The organism is Microvirga aerophila (genome assembly GCF_003332305.1).
GTDB classification, from domain to species: domain Bacteria; phylum Pseudomonadota; class Alphaproteobacteria; order Rhizobiales; family Beijerinckiaceae; genus Microvirga; species Microvirga aerophila.
The window spans coordinates 1-19,038 of record NZ_QOIO01000047.1 but is presented as its reverse complement, the minus strand read 5'-3'; the positions used below and the strand labels follow the sequence as shown (position 1 = coordinate 19,038).

Genomic DNA, 19,038 nt, shown 5'->3' with positions numbered 1-19,038 from the left:
TTCGGCGTGGGGGGCTTTGGGGGCGCTGTTTCGGGACTGCTTTCGGGTGCACACTGCCCGGACGCTAGCAACGGCGAAGCGTTCGCGCCTGTAGCACCTGTAGTTTACGTAGTAGTGGTGGCGGTCAGCGCTGGTGAGAGGCCGCCTGAAGAGCCGTTTCCGCGGCGGTCCGGGCCGGCACCGGAAAGCCGGCCTTGCGCGCTCCCTCGGCGAAATGAGCGGTGTCCTCCGGCCGGTAGTTGCGCTTGGCCATCTCGTCGTCCCAGTTCTCGAAGATGGTCGGGCGCATGCGCAGGAACTGGTCGCGGGCCTCGGTGGCTTCCGACCCCTTGCCGAGTTGGGCGTAGATGACCGCGGCGACGAAATGGTAGAGCGGGAACTTCTCCAGTGCCGCCTGCCGGATCAGGCTTTCGGCGCGCGCGTAGTCATGCTGCATGTAGGCGTACACCGCCAGCGTCCCGCTGTAGTAGCCGGAATGGCCCGGATTGCGGGCGAGCGCCTGCTCCAGCAGCTCGGCGCCGCGTTGCCAGGCGCCCGCCTGGCCCAGCCGGGTCCCGAACTCGCCGAGAAGCTCGGTGTCATTCGGGTTCAGCGCCACCGCCCGCTCGCCGACCGCTAGCGCCTCAGCGGGCTGCTGGGCAAAGAACAGCGCCATCATCAGGGCCTGGAGCGAGCGCACGTTCTGCGGGTCGAGGCGGATCGCGCGGCGCGCGGCCTCGAGCGAGCGTTGGATCGGGGAGTTTGACCCTGCCCTTAGATTGAACCCGAACCGGTCCTCGTCGAGATACAGGACGGACAGCATTGCCCAAGCGGTCGCATAATCCGGATGGAGCGCCACAGCCCGCTCGAGGCATGTCCGGATCGCGGCATGGCTCTCCTCCGACAGCGCGGCCCGGTAATCGTAGAACCGCAGCGTGCACGCATAGGCTTCCGGGTCGCCGGGCGGGCGAGCCCCGGTCCGGGTCTGGTATGACCGTTGGATAATGCCGTAGGGCTGCGCCACCGCAGTCGCGACCTTGCGCGCGACATCGTCTTGGATCGTGAAGAGGTCGCGGATCTGCAGGTCCTCGTCGTAGGTCTGCGACCAGAGGACAGCGCTGGTCTGTGCATCGAGGAGCCGACCCGTGATGCGCAGGCGGTGGGCCGCGGCCCGGATGCTGCCCTCGAGCACGTAGCGGACGCCGAGGTCGCGGCGGATGCGGGCGACATCCGCACCCGGCGGGATGCTGCGCGACGTCTCCCGCCCGAGGACTGTGATATCCTTGAAGCGGGCGAACTGGCTCAGGACCTCCTCCGTCAGGCCGTCTGCGTAAGTCTTGGCCGCCGGAGACTCGCCCAGAGCCGCAAACGGCATCACGACGAGGGTCGGCCCGCTGGGAGGCAGAGGGGCCGATGTGTGGGGCGTGTCAGACGCGCCGTCGCGCCACGGGCTCCACAGGATCAGCCCGACAAGGAACGCAAGGAAGGCAACCGCGACGGCAGCCGCGACGAGCCAGGGTGTCCGCCGCCGTCGCGGCGAATCGACCTGAGGCACAGGCACCACGGTGCCAGGGACAGGAGCGGAGTCCTCAGCGGGCGGCGTGTGCCAGGCGAAGTGCGGGATATAGGCCCCCTTGGGGATGGTGATGACGACCGGGTCCGACAGGCCATCGGAGAGATAGTAGCGCTCCAGCGCCCGGCGCAGCCGTCCTGCCTCAATGCGCACGGCTGGGTCGTTCTGGGCATCGAAGTCCGCGCTGCGCTCGAACACCTCCGTGCCGATGGCATAAGCCTTGATGCGCTCCGCGCGGCCGGCGAGCGTCTCCTCGACGACATAGCGCAGGAACTTGCGCGCCCGCGCAGGCGCGTCGAGGTCGGGGCTGGCAAGGAGGCGGTCGAGCTGGGCGCGTACGTCCTCCGCCGCAGGCGGCGACTGCGCCTCCGGCGAGGCACCGACAGTGCCGTCGCCTTCACCGAGCATGATTCGGTCCGTAATCCGCGGGCGCACGAGACGCCTCTCCCCGTAACCTACAGTAACATACTCCCCAGGCGCACGGTACGGGCCGATGCTGACAATCATGAGACAGCGCCACCGCGCTGTCCGAACCCGGCCACGGGGTCACGCCATGCATTACGCCGTCCAGGCCGCCATCGCAGGCTTCCCGGACCGGGGCCATGCCATCGAGGAGCTGGCGAGGACAGACGAAGGCTTTCAGTCGCTGTACGAGGATTTCGCCGCGGCACAGGCAGCCCTCGTGCATTGGGAGCGATCGTCCTCATCCGTGAGGGAGGCGCGCTGCGCCGAATACCGCGAACTGGTGCGGGACCTCGCGGTCGAGATTGAGGCCGAGCTGGACCGCAACAAGTAGGAGGCCTCTGCAAAGGCGCACACCTGCCTGCCGGGCCTTCACGTCGGTTTGGCTCAGGACAGTGGACCCTGGACGAGCCGTCGGGTAAGGCACCCAAAAAGAAAGGCGGGCACCGGCCCGCCTGAAGGTCATCGGCTCCTGTCCCTCATTTCGACAGGACGATGCCTCTCTCCTTCCGCATCCTGTCGAAGAAAAGCCCCATCGCTTCGATGATTTTGACGCGCGGGTTGGCCTTGCAATAGACGATGACCTCGTGCTCCACCTCCTTCGCGCGCGGCAGGTTGATGAAGTGCTTCTGCGCAAGGCCGTTGTTCCAGCCGCTGTACCACGTCGTGAGCAGGTCGGCGTCCTCCTGGTACGTGCCGGCGAGCTGGGCACAGGTGAGCGCCTGAACGTCGAGGAAGCCGTCGGCATCGGCGTAGCTGCTCAGTGGCGCAGGACTCTGGGCCACGGCGCCGGTGACGGACGCAAGAAACGCAACGGCGAAGAGGGCATGTCTTTTCACGGGGTAGTCTCCTTTGACGGTGAGGGGCGGAAGGTGAAGCCGGACTGGATCCGTTCGGCGAAGGCTGCCGGGCGGCCAACGCCTTGGTGTCCCTAGTAGGGGCGATAGGGATAGGGCGGGTAAGCGTAGGGAGGCGGTGCGTACGGATGGTATTAGCCGTAGGCCCTGGCCGTGGCAGCAGCCGCTCCGGCGTAGAACGCACCCCGATAGGCGGTCCGGCGGGCCATGCCGGCGAACGACAGCGGCGTGAACGGCATGCCGATGATGTCGATGAACACCGAGACGGGACCGTCGGCATTGCCGAGATCGCCTTCCAGCACCGCCACGTCGAAGGTGAGTTGGCTGCCTTCCATCTTCGGGTTCTTTAAGGTGACAACAGCGTCCTTCACCGCGGAGTCGGCCTTGTCGAACACTGACACGGTCGCGTTCGGCGGATCCTTGGCGAAGCTGTCGGAACCGACCGCCCACTCCTCGAGGAGGTGGGCCGTCAGGGCGTGGCCCGCCGCGCGCACAGGACGGTCAGCGAAGATGATGAAGTTGGGAGCGACGCCCGTGAGAACAAGCTTGTTTGCCTCGAGCGTCGCTCCTGCGGAATTTATGACGATCAGGGCCGGCTCGACCTCCGGCTTCACCTTGCCGATCTGCTTCTGACCCGGTTACCGGATGGCGTCCTGGGCCTGCGCGCCCGCACACAGGACCGCCAGGACGGCGGCCACGCGAATGGCTGGCGATGATGCTCTCCTCATGGTGATCTCTCCTGTGCGCGGGCCTCGGGGCAACTCCGTCGCATTGCGGCCCAGGGACGTTTGGATCGGAAACTGCCGCAGGCCACGCGTGGCGTGGAAACGGTGCGGATCCGGGCAGGACGTTAGCAGGCGAGCGCGACGGTCCGCCTGTAGCATCGTGTAGTTTACAGAGTGGCGATCACGGTCGGCGCCAGGATCGAGGGCGCCCGAAACACGTCCCCGCAGAGCTGTCCCACCCGCACATACAGTAAGTTACTTCCATTCCGCGGCCTCTCCACCGATGATGGCTGCTGCGGGACGGCGCATCTGCGCCACCCGACCCCGCCCGGCACGCGCTGCGTCGAATGTCGGGGTCTACCGCAGGAGCAAGGATCCGGAACGGAACGCGGTGACGCCCATGGCCGATTTCGTCAGGCCCGCGTTTCCTCGGCACCGATCGCCTCGGCACGTGATCCCTCGTTCCCGTCCTGAATCCGCAGAGGAGAAGACGATGCTCGTTAGACTGCCATTTTTCCTGATCCTGTCGGCCCTGGTCTCCGGTTGCGTGTCGGGCCCTTCGGGCAGCCAACCGCCCAATTACGTCGAGGCTGAGCTCACCGACAACCCGATCCCGCGCGGGTCGATGGTCGCGATGCCGGATCTGCCTGGTGACGTCGGCGGCCCTGAATAGTCTGCCTCGCTCAATCTGCCGCAGGCGGCGACTGCGCCTGCGGCAAGGCACTGACAGTGCCGTTGCTTTCGCCGAGCATGGATCGGTCCGTTGTCCGCGGGCGCATGAGGCGCCTCTCCCCGTAAACTACAGTAACTTACTCCCCATGCATGCGTCTTGGGCCGATGCTGGCAACCATGGGACGGAGCACCCGTGCCGGGCGGCGACGTCATCCCAATATTGCGCATGTATTGTGGCCGGTCGATGGAATCTCGGTTCCAAGACGGCCGATCGAGGACTATCATCGGTGCTGCGGACTGGGCGCTTTCGCGTCGGGTTACCCATGGCGGAAGGGCAGGATCCGAACATTCAGTCCGCGTTGTGCTGCCCTTCCGGAGCGGGACAGCAGGCCACCGATTTGGCGGGCCGGGCCAACGACATGAGATCCGGATGAAGGCCAGCCCGAGTCAATGGTCGGCGCGTGCCTATCACATCAAGGACGGCCTTGCGCCACGGCGAGACTCCTCGACTTGATTTGATCCGCGTCAATGCCGGCCATCGAAAGCTAGGCCATGTTCGGCATCGTGCACCGATAGGCCGACACGCTCCGTATGAACCAGCCGGAGGACTGCCATGCCCAAGATGAAGGCCGCCATCTTCGTGGAGCCGGGTCGCATCGTCCTGGATGAGAAGCCGATCCCGGATATCGGTCCACTCGGCGCGCTCGTGCGCATCACCACCACCACGATCTGCGGAACGGATGTCCACATCCTCAAGGGTGAGTATCCGGTCGCTCGTGGCCTGACCATCGGCCACGAGCCTGTCGGCGTGATCGAGAAGCTCGGCTCGGCCGTGCAGGGCTATCGGGAAGGCCAGAGGGTCATCGCTGGTGCGATCACGCCGAGCGGGCACAGCGCGGCCTGCCTGTGCGGCTGCCATTCCCAGGATGGGGCCGGCACCAAGCACGGGTGGAAGCCGCTGGGCGGCTGGCGCTTCGGCAACACCATCGACGGCTGCCAAGCCGAGTACGTGCTCGTTCCCGATGCCATGGCGAACCTTGCCCCCGTGCCGGACGGACTCTCGGACGAGCAGGTGCTGATGTGTCCGGACATCATGTCGACGGGCTTCTCCAGCGCGGAGAGTGGGCGCATCCGCATCGGCGACACTGTGGCGGTCTTTGCACAAGGCCCAATCGGCCTGTGCGCCACGGCCGGCGCCCGGCTGATGGGCGCCACCTCCATCATCGCGGTCGAGAGCGTGCCCGCTCGCATGGAGATGGCACGCCGCATAGGCGCGGATCACGTGGTCGACTTCACGGAGGCCGATCCGGTCGAGGAGATCCGGCGCCTCACGGACGGACGGGGCGTCGACGTCTCCATCGAGGCGCTCGGACGGCAGGAGACCTTCGAGGCGTCGCTGCGGGTGCTGCGTCCTGGCGGTACGCTGTCTTCGCTAGGAGTCTATTCGGGCGATCTCAGAATCCCGCTCGACGGCTTCCTGGCCGGGCTGGGTGACCACACAATCCGAACGACGCTTTGCCCGGGTGGCAAAGAGCGCATGCGCCGCCTGATGGAAGTGATTGCGTCAGGACGCGTCGATACGCGTCCGCTTGTGACGCATCGCTTCAAACTCGACCAGATCGAGGAGGCGTACGAGTTGTTCGGCCATCAGCGCGATGGCGTGCTGAAGGTGGCGGTCACCCCATAGGCTTGGGGAGATGCCACGGGTTCCGATCAGGCCTGCATCACGTAGGTGCCGGGTGCATCACCCAGACCAGCGTACCCCTGTGCCGGTGCTCCGATGGAGGGCGGATCCGTGAACTCTCCGGAATGGGAGGACAGCCAACGGGTCCATTCGCGCCACCAGGAGCCCTCGAAGCGGGGTGCGATCCTGGTCCATGTGTCGGGATCCAGAAAGTGGCCCGCCGCGGATCTTGTCAATACCTGGAAGCTTCCCTTCGAATTGTCCGGTCCGGCAACGATGCCGGCATTGTGTCCGCCTGTCGTGAGAAGGAATGTCACATCGGTATCGGCGAGCAGATGGATCTTGAAGGCGGAGCGCCAGGGCGCCACGTGATCGCGCTCGGCCCCGACTGCAAAGATCGGTGCCCGGATGTCGCTGATGGCGATGGAACGGCCGTCGACCTGGAAACGTCCTTCGGCGAGGTCGTTGTCGAGGAAAAGCTGTCTCAGGTAGTCCGCATGCATGCGGTAAGGCATGCGGGTTGCATCGGCATTCCAGGCCATGAGATCGTTCAGGGGCGTCCTCTCGCCCATGAGGTAATGCCGGACGAGCCTCGACCAGATCAGGTCGTTCGAGCGCAGGAGCTGGAAAGCCCCGGCCATCTGCCGGGTGTCGAGATAGCCCTGGCTGCGCATCAGGTCCTCAAGGAAGTGGACCTGACTCTCGTTGATGAACAAGGTGAGCTCTCCGGCCTCCCGGAAGTCGGCCTGCGCAGCAAGCAGGGATAGGGTCGCTAGGCGCTTGTCCCCGTCGCGTGCCATCGCGGCGGCTGCGATGGAGAGGAGCGTGCCGCCAAGGCAGTAGCCGACCGCATGAACCTTCTGATCGGGAATGACCGCGATCACGGCATCCAGCGCCGCCATCACCCCAAGCGTCCGGTAATCGTCCATGCCGAGATCCCGATCTTCTGCGGTCGGGTTCTTCCAAGAGATGATGAACACCGTGAAGCCCTGGTCCGTGAGGTAGCGGACGAGCGAGTTCTCACGAGACAGGTCGAGGATGTAATACTTCATGATCCAGGCGGGCACGATCAGAATGGGTTCCGGCCGGACCTTATCCGTCGTTGGCGCATACTGGATCAGCTCGATGAGACGGTTGCGGTAGATCACCTTGCCCGGCGTGACGGCCACATCCCGACCCACCTGAAAGGTCTCCACGCCTGCGGGAGACTTCGAGCGGACGATCCGCTCCCAATCATCGAGGAAGTTGCGGAAGCCCAGCACGAGGTTCTGGCCGCCCGTTTCCAGGATGCGCCGCTGCACGACCGGGTTGGTCAGGAGGAAGTTCGAGGGTGATGCCATGTCGAGGATCTGGCGCGAGATGAACTCGACCACGGCCTGATGCTGCTTGGTGACGCCGTCGATCCCGGTCGTCGCGTTGTCCCACCATTGCTGCTGGAGCAGGAAGCCCTGCTGAATGAGATTGAAAGGCCATTGCTGCCACTCGGCTTCGGCAAAGCGTCTGTCCTGGGGCAACGGCTCGATGCAAGGCTCGCATGTGCCTCCGCCAGTGGCGGAGCGTAAGGCGAACTGCGCCAGCCGCGCCCATTTGCGGGCTGCCTTCGCCGCGAGTTCAACCTGCTTGCCCGGCGAGATGGCGAGATTGACGGCCCAGTCCATGTAGGCATCGAAGACGGCAGCCGGTGACAGTCCACCCGTAAGGCGCGCCAGACCTGCGTGGGCGGCATGGTCGAGAGCGTCCCGGATCCGATGGAGTTCGGCGTCATCGGACGGTTGGGACTGAAGGGGCGGTGAAGGCACGGTTCGGACAGGAAGCCGATCCGGCCTTCGCTTAGGAAGTGGGGCGGCTTGGGCTTGCCGAGCGCGACCGCCCGTGAGAGCACCAGTCGTATGGGACGGCATTGCAGCCTCCGGGCTTAACCCCGCGTGCTGAGGTCGGTGGATCACTCGACATTAAATCCGAGCGATCTCAGGCGAATTGCGTCAGATCAAAGCATCCACCCCGATTTCGACCACATGATGATCGATAGTCGCTTCGGCACGACGGCTGTGTCCGGGAACGCAGAGGGAGAGAGCGATGATCAAGGACATCATGGTGCATCTCGATGGAAGTCGCGAAGACGAGATCCGGCTGGAACACGGGCAGGCCCTCGCGACGGCTGGGCGGGCTCATCTGATCGGGCTCTTCACCAACCAACTTCCTGACCTCACGGTCGCCATGCCCATGGATGGCGGAGCGGCCGCGATCCAGGTTCTGACCGAGCTACAGGACCAAGCCCTGAAGGACGGTGATGCCACGGCCAGGCGGCTGACGGAGCGGCTTGCCGGCCTTCAGGTGCCGAGCGAGCTGCGCCGGTTCGACGAGACGTTCGGTGCGTTGTCCGGGAAGGTCGTCGACCAGGCCCGTTGCGCCGACCTCTTCATCGCCACGCGGCCCTATGGCGGGGCCGAGACAGCGGTTTGGCCGGACTTGGTGGAGGCGGTGCTATTCGGCAGTGGGCGCGCGCTCCTGCTCGTGCCGCCCGGTCGCCGCCGGCAGGGGCCGATCCAAACCGTGCTGGTCGCCTGGAACGGCAGTCGCGAGGCAGCCCGCGCCCTACGCGAGGGGCTAGACTTCATCGAGCAGGCGGCTCGAGTAGTCGTCCTGGTCGTGGATCCTCCGGCGGATACGGAGCTCTACGCGGAGGTGAAGGCCCATCTCGCCCACCACAATGTCGTCACGGAGGTCGTCACCGCTGACAGCCGGGATCGCTCCGTCGCCGACGTCATCCTCGAGGAGGCGCGCCGCATTTCCGCGGACCTCGTCCTCATGGGCGCCTATGGCCACACCCGCCTGAGAGAGCAGGTGTTCGGCGGCGCGACGCGGGACATGTTGACCGCATCGGAAAGTCCGGTCCTGGTGGCCCATTGAGGCGGATCCTTCCAGCCGGGAGCGGACATGGCCGTTCATGCGCAGACCGCACCGAGTGGCCATGACGCGGATACCGCGACGGTCGCACCTGCGGGATTGACGGGCCTCGACGAGGCCGAGGCGCAGCACCGCCTCGCGCGCCATGGACCCAATGCGATCGCGGGGACGCGCTCCCGCGGCTTGATCGACATTGTCCGCGGCATCCTGCGCGAGCCGATGTTCCTGCTTCTGCTGGCTGCGGCCGGGCTCTACCTGGTGGTCGGCGACATCGGGGAAGGCCTGTTCATGACGGCCGGGGCCGTCGTGACGATCGGTCTGGTGGTGCTGCAAGAGGCAAGGAGCGAGCGGGCTCTTGCAGCCCTGCGCGAGCTGGCCGAGCCCTTCGCCCGGGTGATCCGCGGTGGGACCGAGCGGCGCGTCCCGGCGCGCGAGGTGGTGCCGGGCGATCTCGTCCTCGTCGGAGAAGGGGAGCGTCTGCCTGCCGATGGTCTCCTGATCGCGGGCGACGCACTGACGGTCGACGAGTCCGCCCTCACGGGCGAGTCCGTGCCCGTGTCCAAACTTCCTGCGCCGACCGGGACGGACGGAGCCGCCGACCCGGAGCCTGGGGGAGATGACACCCCGTACCTGTTTGCCGGGACCCTGAACGTGCGCGGGCAAGGCATGATCCACGTCGTCCGCACCGGCGCCTCGACGCGGCTGGGACGCATCGGCGCCTCCCTGGTCACCATCGAGGACGAGCCGACGCTGCTCCAGAAGACGACCGGCGCTCTCATCGCCAGACTCGGCATCCTCGCGCTCGCGTTCTGCGCCATCGTCGCCGTGGCGTACGGCGTGCTGCGGGACGACTGGATCGGCGGTGCGTTGTCCGGCATCACGCTGGCCATCGCGCTCCTGCCGGAAGAGTTCCCGATGGTGCTGGCGATCTTTATGGCGCTCGGGTCCTTCCGCCTCGCCCGGCACAAGGTGCTGGTGCGCCGCGCCGCGGTGATCGAGACCCTCGGCGCAGCCACGTTCCTGTGCGTCGACAAGACCGGGACGCTGACCGAGAACCGGATGGCTCTCACCACGATCTGGCGGGCCGGCAGGGTTCAGGAGCTTGAGGGCGGCATCAGGCTGCCCGAATCCATGGAGCAGACGCTTCGGGTGGCCGCTTTGGCTTCGGCCATCCGTCCCGTCGACCCGATGGACCGCGCCGTCCACGCGGTGGCGGAGTGGCTGCCCGGCGAGACGGACAGGGCTGGGGCCCCGCTTCGCAGCTATCCGCTCCGTCCCGAGCTTCTGGCGTTCATCCAGGTCTGGCCGGACCCGTCGGGCGTTCTGTATGCCGCGAAAGGCGCGCCGGAGGCGGTTTTCCGTCTCTGCCGCATGAGCGATGACGAACGGGCCGTGACGGACGCCGTGGTCGCGGGACTGGCGAGCCGCGGCCTGCGGGTGCTCGGCGTGGCATCGGCGCGCGAGGACAGGAACCGTGCGTCGGCTCCCGAGGATCTAGCGTTCGCCTTTGAAGGCCTCGTAGGCTTCGCGGATCCAGTGCGGCCCGATGTTCCCCAGGCCATCGCCGAGGCGACACGGGCCGGGATCACTGTTGCGATGATCACGGGCGACTACCCAGCCACGGCCCTGGAGATCGCTCGCCATGCCGGGATCGATACGGGTGCCGGCGTGCTCACCGGACGGGAGATCGCCGAACTCGACGCGGAAGGCCTGCGCGAGCGGGTCCGGCGGATCCGGGTCTTCGCGCGCATCATGCCGGAGCAGAAGCTTGCCCTGATCGAGGCGCTGAAAGCCAACGGCGAGATCGTCGCCATGACCGGGGATGGCGTCAACGACGCGCCGGCTCTCGAGGCCGGCCACATCGGCATCGCCATGGGGCAGCGGGGCACGGATGTGGCCCGGGAGGCGGCGGACCTCGTCCTTCTCGATGATCGGTTCGTCTCGATCATCGGCGGCGTGCGGCTCGGGCGGCGCATCTTCACGAACCTGCGCAAGGCGCTGATTTACGTGACGGCGGTCCACGTGCCGATCGCCGGGCTGGCCCTGCTGCCCCTCATCATGGGCCTGCCGCCGATCCTGTACCCGATGCACGTGATCCTGCTGGAACTCGTCATCGACCCGGTCTGCTCGCTCGCCTTTGAGGGCGAGCCGAGTGAACGGCACGCAATGGAGAGGCCGCCGCGTCCCTCGAGTGAGCCGCTCTTCGGCACTTCCCAGATTGGGCTCGGGTTCATCCAGGGAGCCGTCGTTCTCGGTGCCGTCCTCGGGCTTTACGTGTGGGCACTGAATGCCGGCGCCCCCGAGATGCAGGCGCGGGCATCTGCGTTCGTGGCCCTGGTGGTCGCCAATCTGGTCCTCGCCTTCTCCGACGCGGCCGAGCCGGGAACCTCCTTCTTCGACAGCAGGAGACGCGTGTTTTGGGGAATCGGAGCCGGGGCTGCCGTTCTCGTTGCCACGATCCTTTATGTCCCACCGCTGGCCGCCATCCTTCGCCTCTCGCCGCCGAGCCTGTCATGGCTGGCGGCAGCCCTGACCATTGCGGTATTGGCGGGCGGCTGGTTCGGGCTCGCCAAGCGGCTCCGGGCGGCATTGACGCCACGCAATGCGCAACGGACAACAGCATGATGCGCATCGCCATCATCCAGGGTCATCCCACATCCGGTGCCGGGCATTTCTGTCATGCACTGGCAGAGGCCTATGCCGAAGGGGCCTTCGCGGGCAGCCATCAGGTCCGGTTCATCACCGTCGCAGACCTGGACTTCCCGCTGTTGCGCTCGAAAGCCGACTGGGACGAGGTCCCGCCGCCAGCCGTCATCGCAGAGGCCCAGCGTACGCTGGCGTGGGCCGAGCACCTCGTCATCATCTATCCTCTGTGGCTGGGAGGCATGCCCGCCCTCCTCAAGGGTTTCCTGGAGCAGGCCCTGCGCCCCGCATTCATGACGGGCGGTCGGGAAGGGGCGAGTTGGAAGAGTCTGCTCAAGGGCAGGTCATCGCGGATCGTGATCACCATGGGCATGCCGGCCTTCGCGTATCGCTGGTACTTCGGAGCGCACAGCCTCAAGAGCCTCAAGCGCAGCATCCTGTCCCTGGTCGGCATCGGCTCAAACCGGCACACGCTGATCGGCATGATCGAGGCCATGGGCGACGGCAAACGGGCAGCGTGGCTCGGCACCATGCGCAGCCTCGGCAAGAGGGCTCGATAACGCCATGCTGGCCTTGTAAGGCCCGGGAACGGTCTCACCTTGTCCCAAGGGCTTGACCGGGATCAAACGCGACGGCTCGACCGCGGTGTACGAAGGTGCGATCCTTCCGCTCGACGGTCAAGCCCGGGAGAGAACCTTGTCGCTTCGCCTCCACTTCCACGGCGCTGCCCGAACCGTGACGGGCTCCTGCTTCCTGCTCGAGACGGACGCGGCCCGCGTCCTGGTCGATTGCGGCATGTTTCAGGGGTCGAAGGAGGAGAGGGAGCTCAACTATCAGCACTTCCCCTTCCGCGCCGCAGGGATCGACGCACTCTGCCTCACCCACGCGCACATCGACCACAGCGGCCTCGTGCCGAAACTCGTGAAGGCCGGCTTCGATGGCCCGGTCTACGCGACGGCCGGAACGGCCGATCTGGCCTCCATCATGCTTCCGGACTCCGGCTACATCCAGGAGATGGAGGTCAACCAGCTCAACCGCCGCAACAGCCGCCGCGGGCGGGAGACGGTGTCTCCCATCTACACGGAAGAGGACGCCGTCGCATCCCTCAGGCAGTTCCGGCCCGTGGCTTACGGCCAATGGCAGGAGGTCGTCCGCGGTGTGCGGGCCCGCTACTGGAACGCGGGTCATCTTCTAGGCTCGGCTTCCATCGAGTTTGAGGTGACGCACGGCGGCGACGGGAAGCCGACGCGCCTTCTGTTCTCCGGCGATGTTGGACCCGATCACAAGCTCCTCCAGCCCGATCCTGACAGTCCGCGCGATCTCGATTACGTCGTCCTCGAATCCACCTATGGCGATACGGATCGTGACGGCACCACCATCGAGCGCCGCCGACGGATGTTGCGCGACGAGGTCCGTACGGCGATGCATCCAAGTGGGGTGTTGCTCATTCCATCGTTCGCGGTGGAGCGAACGCAGGAGCTTCTCGTCGATCTCATGGAATTGATGGAAGCGGGCGAACTGCCCGACATCCCGATCTTCATCGACTCACCTCTGGCCTCAAAGGCCAGCGCGATCTTCAAGCGGCATGCCGACGAACTCAGGAACGGATCGGACCTGGTCCAGGCGCTCGAGTCCCGGTGGGTCCGATTCACGGAGAGCGTCGAGCAGAGCAAAGCGATCGACCGCATCCACAGCTTCCACATCATCATCGCGGCCAGCGGCATGTGCGAGGCGGGCCGCATTCGGCATCACCTGAAGGCTTGGCTCTGGCGGGACGAGGCCACCCTTCTCTTCGTCGGCTTCCAGGCACAGGGAACGCTCGGGCGGATCCTTCAGGACGGCGCCTCGAAGGTCCGGATCCACGGCGAGGAGGTGAGGGTGCGTGCCCGTATGCGGACGCTCGATCTCTACTCGGGGCATGCGGACGGGCCTGAGTTGAGGGCCTGGCTTGCCGAGCGCCTTCCGGTCCGACGCGGGGTCTTCCTCGTGCATGGGGAGGATCCGCCCCTTAAGGTGCTGCACGGGTCCCTCGCCGATCTCGACCGCGTGCCCGGCGCGATCATCCCGGAGATCGACGATGTCTACGATCTGGCGGGCGACCAGGCGGTCCGGATCGAGCGCCATGCGGAGCGTCTGCCGGGCGCAAGCGCCGGGCACCGGGACTGGCACAACGACTACGCGGAACTGCTTCTCGAGATCAACGACGCCCTGGAGGCGGCAGCCGGCAGGAAGGCGAAAGGGGTCATCATCCGGCGCATCAGGGATGCCCTGAAGGATGGAGCGCGCGAATAGCCTCGAACCGGCTTTACGATCCGCGGGCAGTTCTATGTTGATCAGGATCAAGGCGGCGAGGCGGGCTGGCTCCTACGCTTTGCCACAATGGCATGACCTGCTTGAGCCGCGGCTATACCCGGGAGGGACCGATGCTCCATCACATCACGCTGCACCTCGCCCGCAGCAAGCGGTTTCCCGAAGGAAGTTCCCGTTACGGCTATGAGATCACCGCGCCGCTCGATGCAGAGGGGCGCCTCGATCAGGACGAATGGGGAGCGAGACGGAATCACTGCCGGGTCAGGCGCTTCTGGGCCGACGAGGGCGAACGCCAGGGTGTTCTGGTCCATCGGCCAGGCGGGGCTGGTGGAGCGACCTGGATGATCGACTACAACCAGGATCGGCCTGGCGACGAAGAAGCGGGCTATCACCTGCATCAGCATCGTTTCATTGAGGGCGAATACGTCACCATCGAGGACGATGACGGCGAGCCCTACACGTTCCAGGTCGTCTCGGTGACGCCGGCGGAACTCGGTATGGCAGGAGAGCATCGATGATGCGGCGGCTCGCTCTCCTCTGCCTTGTTCTCGCATGCGCCTCGTCGGCTGCCATGGCCCAGTCCGGACGGGTGCAGCGGGGGTTCACGTTCGCACAGATGAACTGTTCCCAATGCCATGCGATCGGCCGTGTCGGCGAAAGCCCCATTCCGGAGGCGCCACCCTTCCGGACCCTGCACACGCGCTATCCCGTCGAGGACCTGGCGGAGGCCTTCGCCGAAGGGATCACGACGGGCCATCCCTCCATGCCGCAGTTCCAGCTCGATCCGGCGCAGATCAACGACCTGATCGCCTACCTGGATTCCATACAGTGGTAGGACCTGGCGTCGTCACCGCACGACCAGGACCGGAATGTTCGAGTGGGCGAGCACCTTCATGGTCTCGCTCCCGAGAAGGAGAGCCGAGATCCCGCCGCGTCCATGCGAAGCCATGACGATCAGGTTGCAGACGTGATCCTCGGCCATGCGGATGATCGCCCGATAGGGTGCGTCGTCCTCCATCTGAAGCGTTGTGGCCTCGACCCCCAGGTTGTGCGCGATCTCGGACGCTTCCGACAGGGTGCGCTCGGCCTGTTTCCGCATGTGCTCCCTGAACGAGTCCGATGTTTCCTCCAACTGATCGGCCTCGAGCGCGAAGACATGGAAGCGCTCGGTGACCGTCAGGAGCAGGACATTGGCACCGAGCGACTTGGCGAGGTTGACGCCGTGTTCGACGGCACGGTTCGCCAGGGACGAGCCGTCGGTGGCAATCAGGATGTTCTTGTACATGCGGACCTCCCTTGGTGAAGAGCGTGCGTGAATGCCGGGCCTCTACGGTCAGTAGGATAGAAACAGGGGCACCGGGGCGTTCCTGAGCAGGGACTGCGTCGTGCCGCCGAGCACCATTTCGCGCAGGCGTGAATGGACGTAGGCGCCCATGACGATCATGTCGGCCCGCGTCAGGTGGGCATGGTTGCGCAAGGTCTCGGCCACATCCCCATCCATGGCCGGCAGGGCCAGGACATCCACCGTGACGCCGTGACGGGTGAGATGCGGTGCGATCTCCGCACCGGGCACCGTGTGCTCCAGGTCCTTCTCGCCCGTGACGCTCACCAGCTCGACCTGAGTGGCGGCCCGCAGGATCGGCAGGGCGTCGTTGAGGGCACGCGCCGCCTTGGCGCTGCCGTCCCACGCCACGACGATCCTCTCTGCCGCGAAAGCTTCGCGACCCTGTGGCACGACGACGAGAGGCCGCCCGCTGTCCATGAGCACGGCCTCGATCAGTCCGCGGTCGACAGCCAGGGCAATCGGCTCCGCGTCCAGGACCGTCAGGTCATGGGCGCGGGCAAGGGAGCTGAAGCTCCTGATGAGGGCCGGATAGGCAAGCTGCGGCGCCTGCGTGGTGCAGGTAACTCCCGATGCGGCGGCGGCCCGCTGGGACGAGTCGGCGGCCGCGCGCAAGCGCATCCAGCCGGCGGTTCTCGGCGGCCACCAGCCCTTCGGCGAAGGCGCTGATGAAGGCATGGGTCAGGGTGAGCTTCAGGGAGGCAGCTTGGACGGTCACATGGGCGTCCGCCTGCCGGGCGAGCGAAAGCCCGTAGGCCAGGGCGGACGAGCGTTCCTCGGCTTCGCCTTCTCCCGTGATCCCAATCAGGATGCTGCGAATGTTCTGCAGCATGGATTCCTCCCTCTGAACCTATGATTCGGCTTCTGGACGCAATGACTTCTGTTCCCACCCTGCATCAGGGGACCAGGACCGCGGCCCCTTGGAGCCGTCCCGACCGCAGGTCGTCCAAGGCCTCGTTGGCGGCCTCTAGGGGATAGCAGACGGTCTGCGTCCTGATCCGCGCCTTGGGGGCGATCGCCAGGAAATCCACGGCGTCCTGGCGGGTCAGGTTGGCGACGGAGACGACCTGTCGCTCCTCCCAGAGAAGCCGATAGGGGAACTGCGGGATGTCGCTCATGTGGATGCCGCCGCAGACGACGCGGCCACCCTTTCGCACGGCACGGAGCGCCAAGGGCACTAGCTCGCCCACGGGCGCGAAGATGATCGCCGCGTCGAGACGTTCGGGAGGCTCCTGATCGGAACCCCCGGCCCAGGCAGCGCCGAGTGACCGCGCGAAATCCTGGGCGGCGACGTCGCCCGGGCGCGCGAAGGCGAAGACATGCCGTTCCTGCCAGGTACAGACCTGGGTGATGATGTGAGCCGCTGCTCCGAACCCGTAGATGCCGATCCTCTCACCGGGACCCGCGGCCACCAGCGAACGCCAGCCGATCAGCCCAGCACAGAGGAGCGGGGCCAGGGCAACGGGATTGCCATCATCCGGCAAGGGGAAGGCGTAGGCTGCGTCGGCGACTGCATGGGACGCGAAGCCCCCATCCCGGGTATAGCCCGTGAACAGCGGCTCGTCGCAGAGGTTCTCACGTCCGGAGGTGCAGTAGGGACAATGACCGCAGGTGTGGCCGAGCCAGGGAACGCCGACACGCTCGCCGTTGCGCAAGCCTGTCACGCCGCCGCCGAGCGCATCGATCCTCCCGACGATCTCATGGCCGGGAACAACCGGCAGACTGGAATTTGCGAGATCACCTTCCACCACGTGAAGGTCGGTGCGGCAGACCGCACAGGCTTCGACCACCAAGCGGATCTCGCCTGGGCCCGGTGAGGGCAGGGGCCGCTCTTCAAGTCGAAGGGGCGTGCGCACCTCGTGGAGGACCATCCCCTTCATGGACCAGACCTCTTCTCATCCCGCAGTCTCAGGGCCGCGCCTGGTTACTCGAAGCAGTCCCTGACCTGCGCCTGTAGCTCCTCAAGCGCCGCTACGTAGGGTGCGCGGCGGTCCTGATGATCTTGCCAAAGCTGGGCGATCGTCCTGCGCCTGAGGCTCTCCTCGCCGAGGCCGCGTTCGATGGCTGTGTGCGCCTTCTCATAGGTTAAGTCGATGTCCGCCAGGTCGGCCAGGAGCGACTGGAGCCGGGGTAGAATGTCGGGTGAATACACTCGATCCGTGTGCGATGGTTCCTGGAAGCGCAGGTGCTGCACATCTGTCGGCATGGCTTCCTCCGCTGATGTTCTGGTTGTTAGAGCGTCCGCCTGAGCTACTAACCTAGGTTAAGCAGAACAATTCGGTGAACCTGAGGCAGCTTGGCGGCCGGCGACGCTTGAACGCGAACGAGACAGCGCAATGGTGAGCAGCGTCGCTTGAGCCTGCCTTGATCTGAATCAAACCGGGCAAACGAATAGGTGCTATACTGAGTCAGTCTCATAGAAGGCGGGACCAGACGGATCCTGTGCAGCCTTCAGCCGACGGAGGAGGACATGATCTCCTGGATCGTCCGTCTCTTGATGATCGCCGCCGGTGCCGTAACAGGCTGGGTTGTCGCTGAGGACGCGCCCAACTTCGGGATCATCCAGGTAATGGTAGCACTCCTGCTGCTCACACTCATCGTGGGCGTACTGGCCTTCTGGCCATCCAACTGGACGGCTCGGCTCAACGGCTTGCAGAGGTCCCGATAGTCGACCTCCTATCAATTCCGTCCGCGTTGGATTGCGCACCATCATGGAGGCGGGAGATGGACGAGGAAATCAGACGGAAGATCCTGACGCTGCTGGAGCAGCATCGGATCATGACGGTGGCTACCCTCAGGCCCGACGGCTGGCCTCAGGCGACCACCGTCGGCTACGCCAGCGAGGGCCTCACCCTCTACTTCCTGTGCGGCCTGGATAGCCAGAAGGCGAAGAATCTCGCGCGGGATGACCGGGTGTCCCTGACGATTGACCACGACACGTCGGACATCATGGCGATCAGCGGCCTATTCATGGCAGGACATACGCGGGCAGTGATCGACATGGCCGAGGCAGGCAGGGTGATGAGGATGCTCGTGCGGAACTATCCCGAGCAGACCTCCCTGCCGGGGCCGATGCCAGGCCCGGAGGAGGTCCGCATCTTCCGCGTGACGCCGACCGTGATCTCGGTGCTCGACTACTCCAAAGGCTTCGGGCACACCGATCTGGTCAGCGTTGCCGATGCCCCGGAGGACGTCCTGGACATCGTCGAGGAGGCCGACGAGGAATCCTTCCCGGCCAGCGATCCGCCCGCTTGGACGCGGATGACCACCCGATAGGATCCGTTTGGCCATGAGGGCCAGAGCGCTTCCGATCCTGGGAGCGCAAGCCCTCCCTAGACCGGGCTCCTGCGCCCCAAAGTGCCGTCCCGAAGGACGAACTGGTGTCAACAGGCGATCAGGGTGTGCAGACCCGCGAGCCACAGGATCACGGTTCCCCGGGTCTCATGCACCTCCGCGAGAAAGTCGGGCGCACCCTGCACCGGACCAACGAGTCTGTCCGGTGATAGCCCATGAACAGGGTGACGAAGGCGCCTCAATCCATTGAGCAGGGTTAATTGGCATGTGGGCGGTCGTGAAGCCTTCGAAGTAATAGCCGCAAGCGATGTCCTTCGAAAGTGGGACGTTCCCGTTAGAACAGCCTGTCGGATAATGAATCGCTGCGGACTGGTGAGTTCGTAAAGGTCGGGTCTTGGCACTTCTCGGAAGTAAACCGAGTGTCAGCTCTGGCAGCGAATAGGCAGCGAATACCGGACGTTCCTGAAGAGCACAGGAACTACCGTGCCTGACCGATGCTGTTGAAAAACTCTTCCGGTTGAGCCGCTGGGTGCCCGGCTCTCACTTCTTAACGGCTGGGGTGAAGGTGATCGGAACCTGAGGCCGCGGGC

18 protein-coding genes and 1 pseudogene are annotated in these 19,038 nt (G+C 65.6%); 11 read left to right on the top strand and 8 right to left on the bottom strand.

Annotated features, from left to right (window positions below):
• Nucleotides 1–124: 124 nt before the first annotated feature.
• Nucleotides 125–1,960: a tetratricopeptide repeat protein gene (locus DRB19_RS21650; protein ID WP_114188131.1), complete on the bottom strand. Its 1,836-nt coding sequence runs from the start codon at nt 1,958–1,960 to the stop codon at nt 125–127.
• Nucleotides 1,961–2,105: 145 nt separating this feature from the next.
• Between DRB19_RS21650 and DRB19_RS21645 the strand changes: the two genes are divergently transcribed.
• The gene (locus DRB19_RS21645) at nt 2,106–2,348 is read left to right on the top strand and encodes a hypothetical protein (RefSeq protein ID WP_170148938.1); all 243 of its coding nucleotides are present in this window, start codon (nt 2,106–2,108) and stop codon (nt 2,346–2,348) included.
• 145 nt (nt 2,349–2,493) lie between these two features.
• Here DRB19_RS21645 and DRB19_RS21640 read toward each other — a convergent pair whose 3' ends face one another.
• Together DRB19_RS21640 and DRB19_RS21635 are read right to left on the bottom strand one after the other, a co-directional pair.
• On the bottom strand, nt 2,494–2,853 hold the full coding sequence (locus DRB19_RS21640; protein WP_114188104.1) for an HdeA/HdeB family chaperone: 360 nt from the start codon (nt 2,851–2,853) through the stop codon (nt 2,494–2,496).
• A gap of 152 nt (nt 2,854–3,005) precedes the next feature.
• Complete coding sequence (locus tag DRB19_RS21635; RefSeq protein WP_373867385.1) at nt 3,006–3,485, bottom strand: hypothetical protein; 480 nt, start codon at nt 3,483–3,485, stop codon at nt 3,006–3,008.
• 604 nt (nt 3,486–4,089) lie between these two features.
• Here DRB19_RS21635 and DRB19_RS21630 point away from each other — a divergent pair.
• Nucleotides 4,090–4,269, top strand: a complete 180-nt coding sequence (locus tag DRB19_RS21630; RefSeq protein WP_114188103.1) for a hypothetical protein — start codon at nt 4,090–4,092, stop codon at nt 4,267–4,269.
• 612 nt (nt 4,270–4,881) lie between these two features.
• Nucleotides 4,882–5,955: an NAD(P)-dependent alcohol dehydrogenase gene (locus DRB19_RS21625; RefSeq protein WP_114188102.1), complete on the top strand. Its 1,074-nt coding sequence runs from the start codon at nt 4,882–4,884 to the stop codon at nt 5,953–5,955.
• Nucleotides 5,956–5,981: 26 nt separating this feature from the next.
• Here the strand turns inward: DRB19_RS21625 and DRB19_RS21620 are convergent, their stop codons facing one another.
• Complete coding sequence (locus DRB19_RS21620) at nt 5,982–7,853, bottom strand: PHA/PHB synthase family protein (protein ID WP_114188101.1); 1,872 nt, start codon at nt 7,851–7,853, stop codon at nt 5,982–5,984.
• A gap of 175 nt (nt 7,854–8,028) precedes the next feature.
• On the opposite strand from DRB19_RS21620, the gene DRB19_RS21615 reads away from it, so the two are divergent.
• The 6 genes from DRB19_RS21615 (at nt 8,029) to DRB19_RS21590 (ending at nt 14,647) form a co-directional block, all read left to right on the top strand.
• Entirely contained in the window at nt 8,029–8,862 is an 834-nt protein-coding gene (locus DRB19_RS21615; RefSeq protein ID WP_114188100.1) for a universal stress protein, read from the top strand.
• A 27-nt stretch (nt 8,863–8,889) separates the two neighbouring features.
• On the top strand, nt 8,890–11,484 hold the full coding sequence (locus DRB19_RS21610; protein WP_114188099.1) for a cation-translocating P-type ATPase: 2,595 nt from the start codon (nt 8,890–8,892) through the stop codon (nt 11,482–11,484).
• On the top strand, nt 11,481–12,062 hold the full coding sequence (locus tag DRB19_RS21605; RefSeq protein ID WP_114188098.1) for an NAD(P)H-dependent oxidoreductase: 582 nt from the start codon (nt 11,481–11,483) through the stop codon (nt 12,060–12,062). The genes DRB19_RS21610 and DRB19_RS21605 overlap by 4 nt, the downstream gene beginning before the upstream one ends.
• A 136-nt stretch (nt 12,063–12,198) precedes the next feature.
• Nucleotides 12,199–13,794: an MBL fold metallo-hydrolase gene (locus tag DRB19_RS21600; RefSeq protein ID WP_114188130.1), complete on the top strand. Its 1,596-nt coding sequence runs from the start codon at nt 12,199–12,201 to the stop codon at nt 13,792–13,794.
• Between the two features lie 131 nt (nt 13,795–13,925).
• Nucleotides 13,926–14,330: a hypothetical protein gene (locus DRB19_RS21595; protein WP_114188097.1), complete on the top strand. Its 405-nt coding sequence runs from the start codon at nt 13,926–13,928 to the stop codon at nt 14,328–14,330.
• Entirely contained in the window at nt 14,327–14,647 is a 321-nt protein-coding gene (locus DRB19_RS21590; RefSeq protein WP_170148937.1) for a c-type cytochrome, read from the top strand. Before DRB19_RS21595 ends, DRB19_RS21590 begins: the two co-directional genes overlap by 4 nt.
• A 12-nt stretch (nt 14,648–14,659) precedes the next feature.
• On the opposite strand, the gene DRB19_RS21585 is transcribed toward DRB19_RS21590, so the two are convergent.
• The 4 genes and pseudogenes from DRB19_RS21585 to DRB19_RS21570 form a co-directional block, all read right to left on the bottom strand.
• Complete coding sequence (locus DRB19_RS21585) at nt 14,660–15,097, bottom strand: universal stress protein (protein WP_114188096.1); 438 nt, start codon at nt 15,095–15,097, stop codon at nt 14,660–14,662.
• A 48-nt stretch (nt 15,098–15,145) separates the two neighbouring features.
• Nucleotides 15,146–15,986 (bottom strand): annotated as a pseudogene (locus DRB19_RS21580) (universal stress protein).
• A gap of 64 nt (nt 15,987–16,050) precedes the next feature.
• Nucleotides 16,051–17,034 (bottom strand): zinc-dependent alcohol dehydrogenase family protein, encoded by a 984-nt coding sequence (locus DRB19_RS21575; protein ID WP_114188095.1) that lies wholly within the window; start codon nt 17,032–17,034, stop codon nt 16,051–16,053.
• Nucleotides 17,035–17,078: 44 nt separating this feature from the next.
• Nucleotides 17,079–17,360: a hypothetical protein gene (locus DRB19_RS21570; RefSeq protein WP_114188094.1), complete on the bottom strand. Its 282-nt coding sequence runs from the start codon at nt 17,358–17,360 to the stop codon at nt 17,079–17,081.
• A gap of 264 nt (nt 17,361–17,624) precedes the next feature.
• Here DRB19_RS21570 and DRB19_RS21565 point away from each other — a divergent pair, with 264 nt between their 5' ends.
• Both DRB19_RS21565 and DRB19_RS21560 read left to right on the top strand, forming a co-directional pair.
• Nucleotides 17,625–17,822, top strand: a complete 198-nt coding sequence (locus tag DRB19_RS21565; RefSeq protein WP_114188093.1) for a hypothetical protein — start codon at nt 17,625–17,627, stop codon at nt 17,820–17,822.
• Nucleotides 17,823–17,878: 56 nt separating this feature from the next.
• Nucleotides 17,879–18,430, top strand: coding sequence for a pyridoxamine 5'-phosphate oxidase family protein (locus DRB19_RS21560; protein WP_114188092.1), 552 nt, complete (start codon nt 17,879–17,881; stop codon nt 18,428–18,430).
• Nucleotides 18,431–19,038 lie beyond the last annotated feature (608 nt).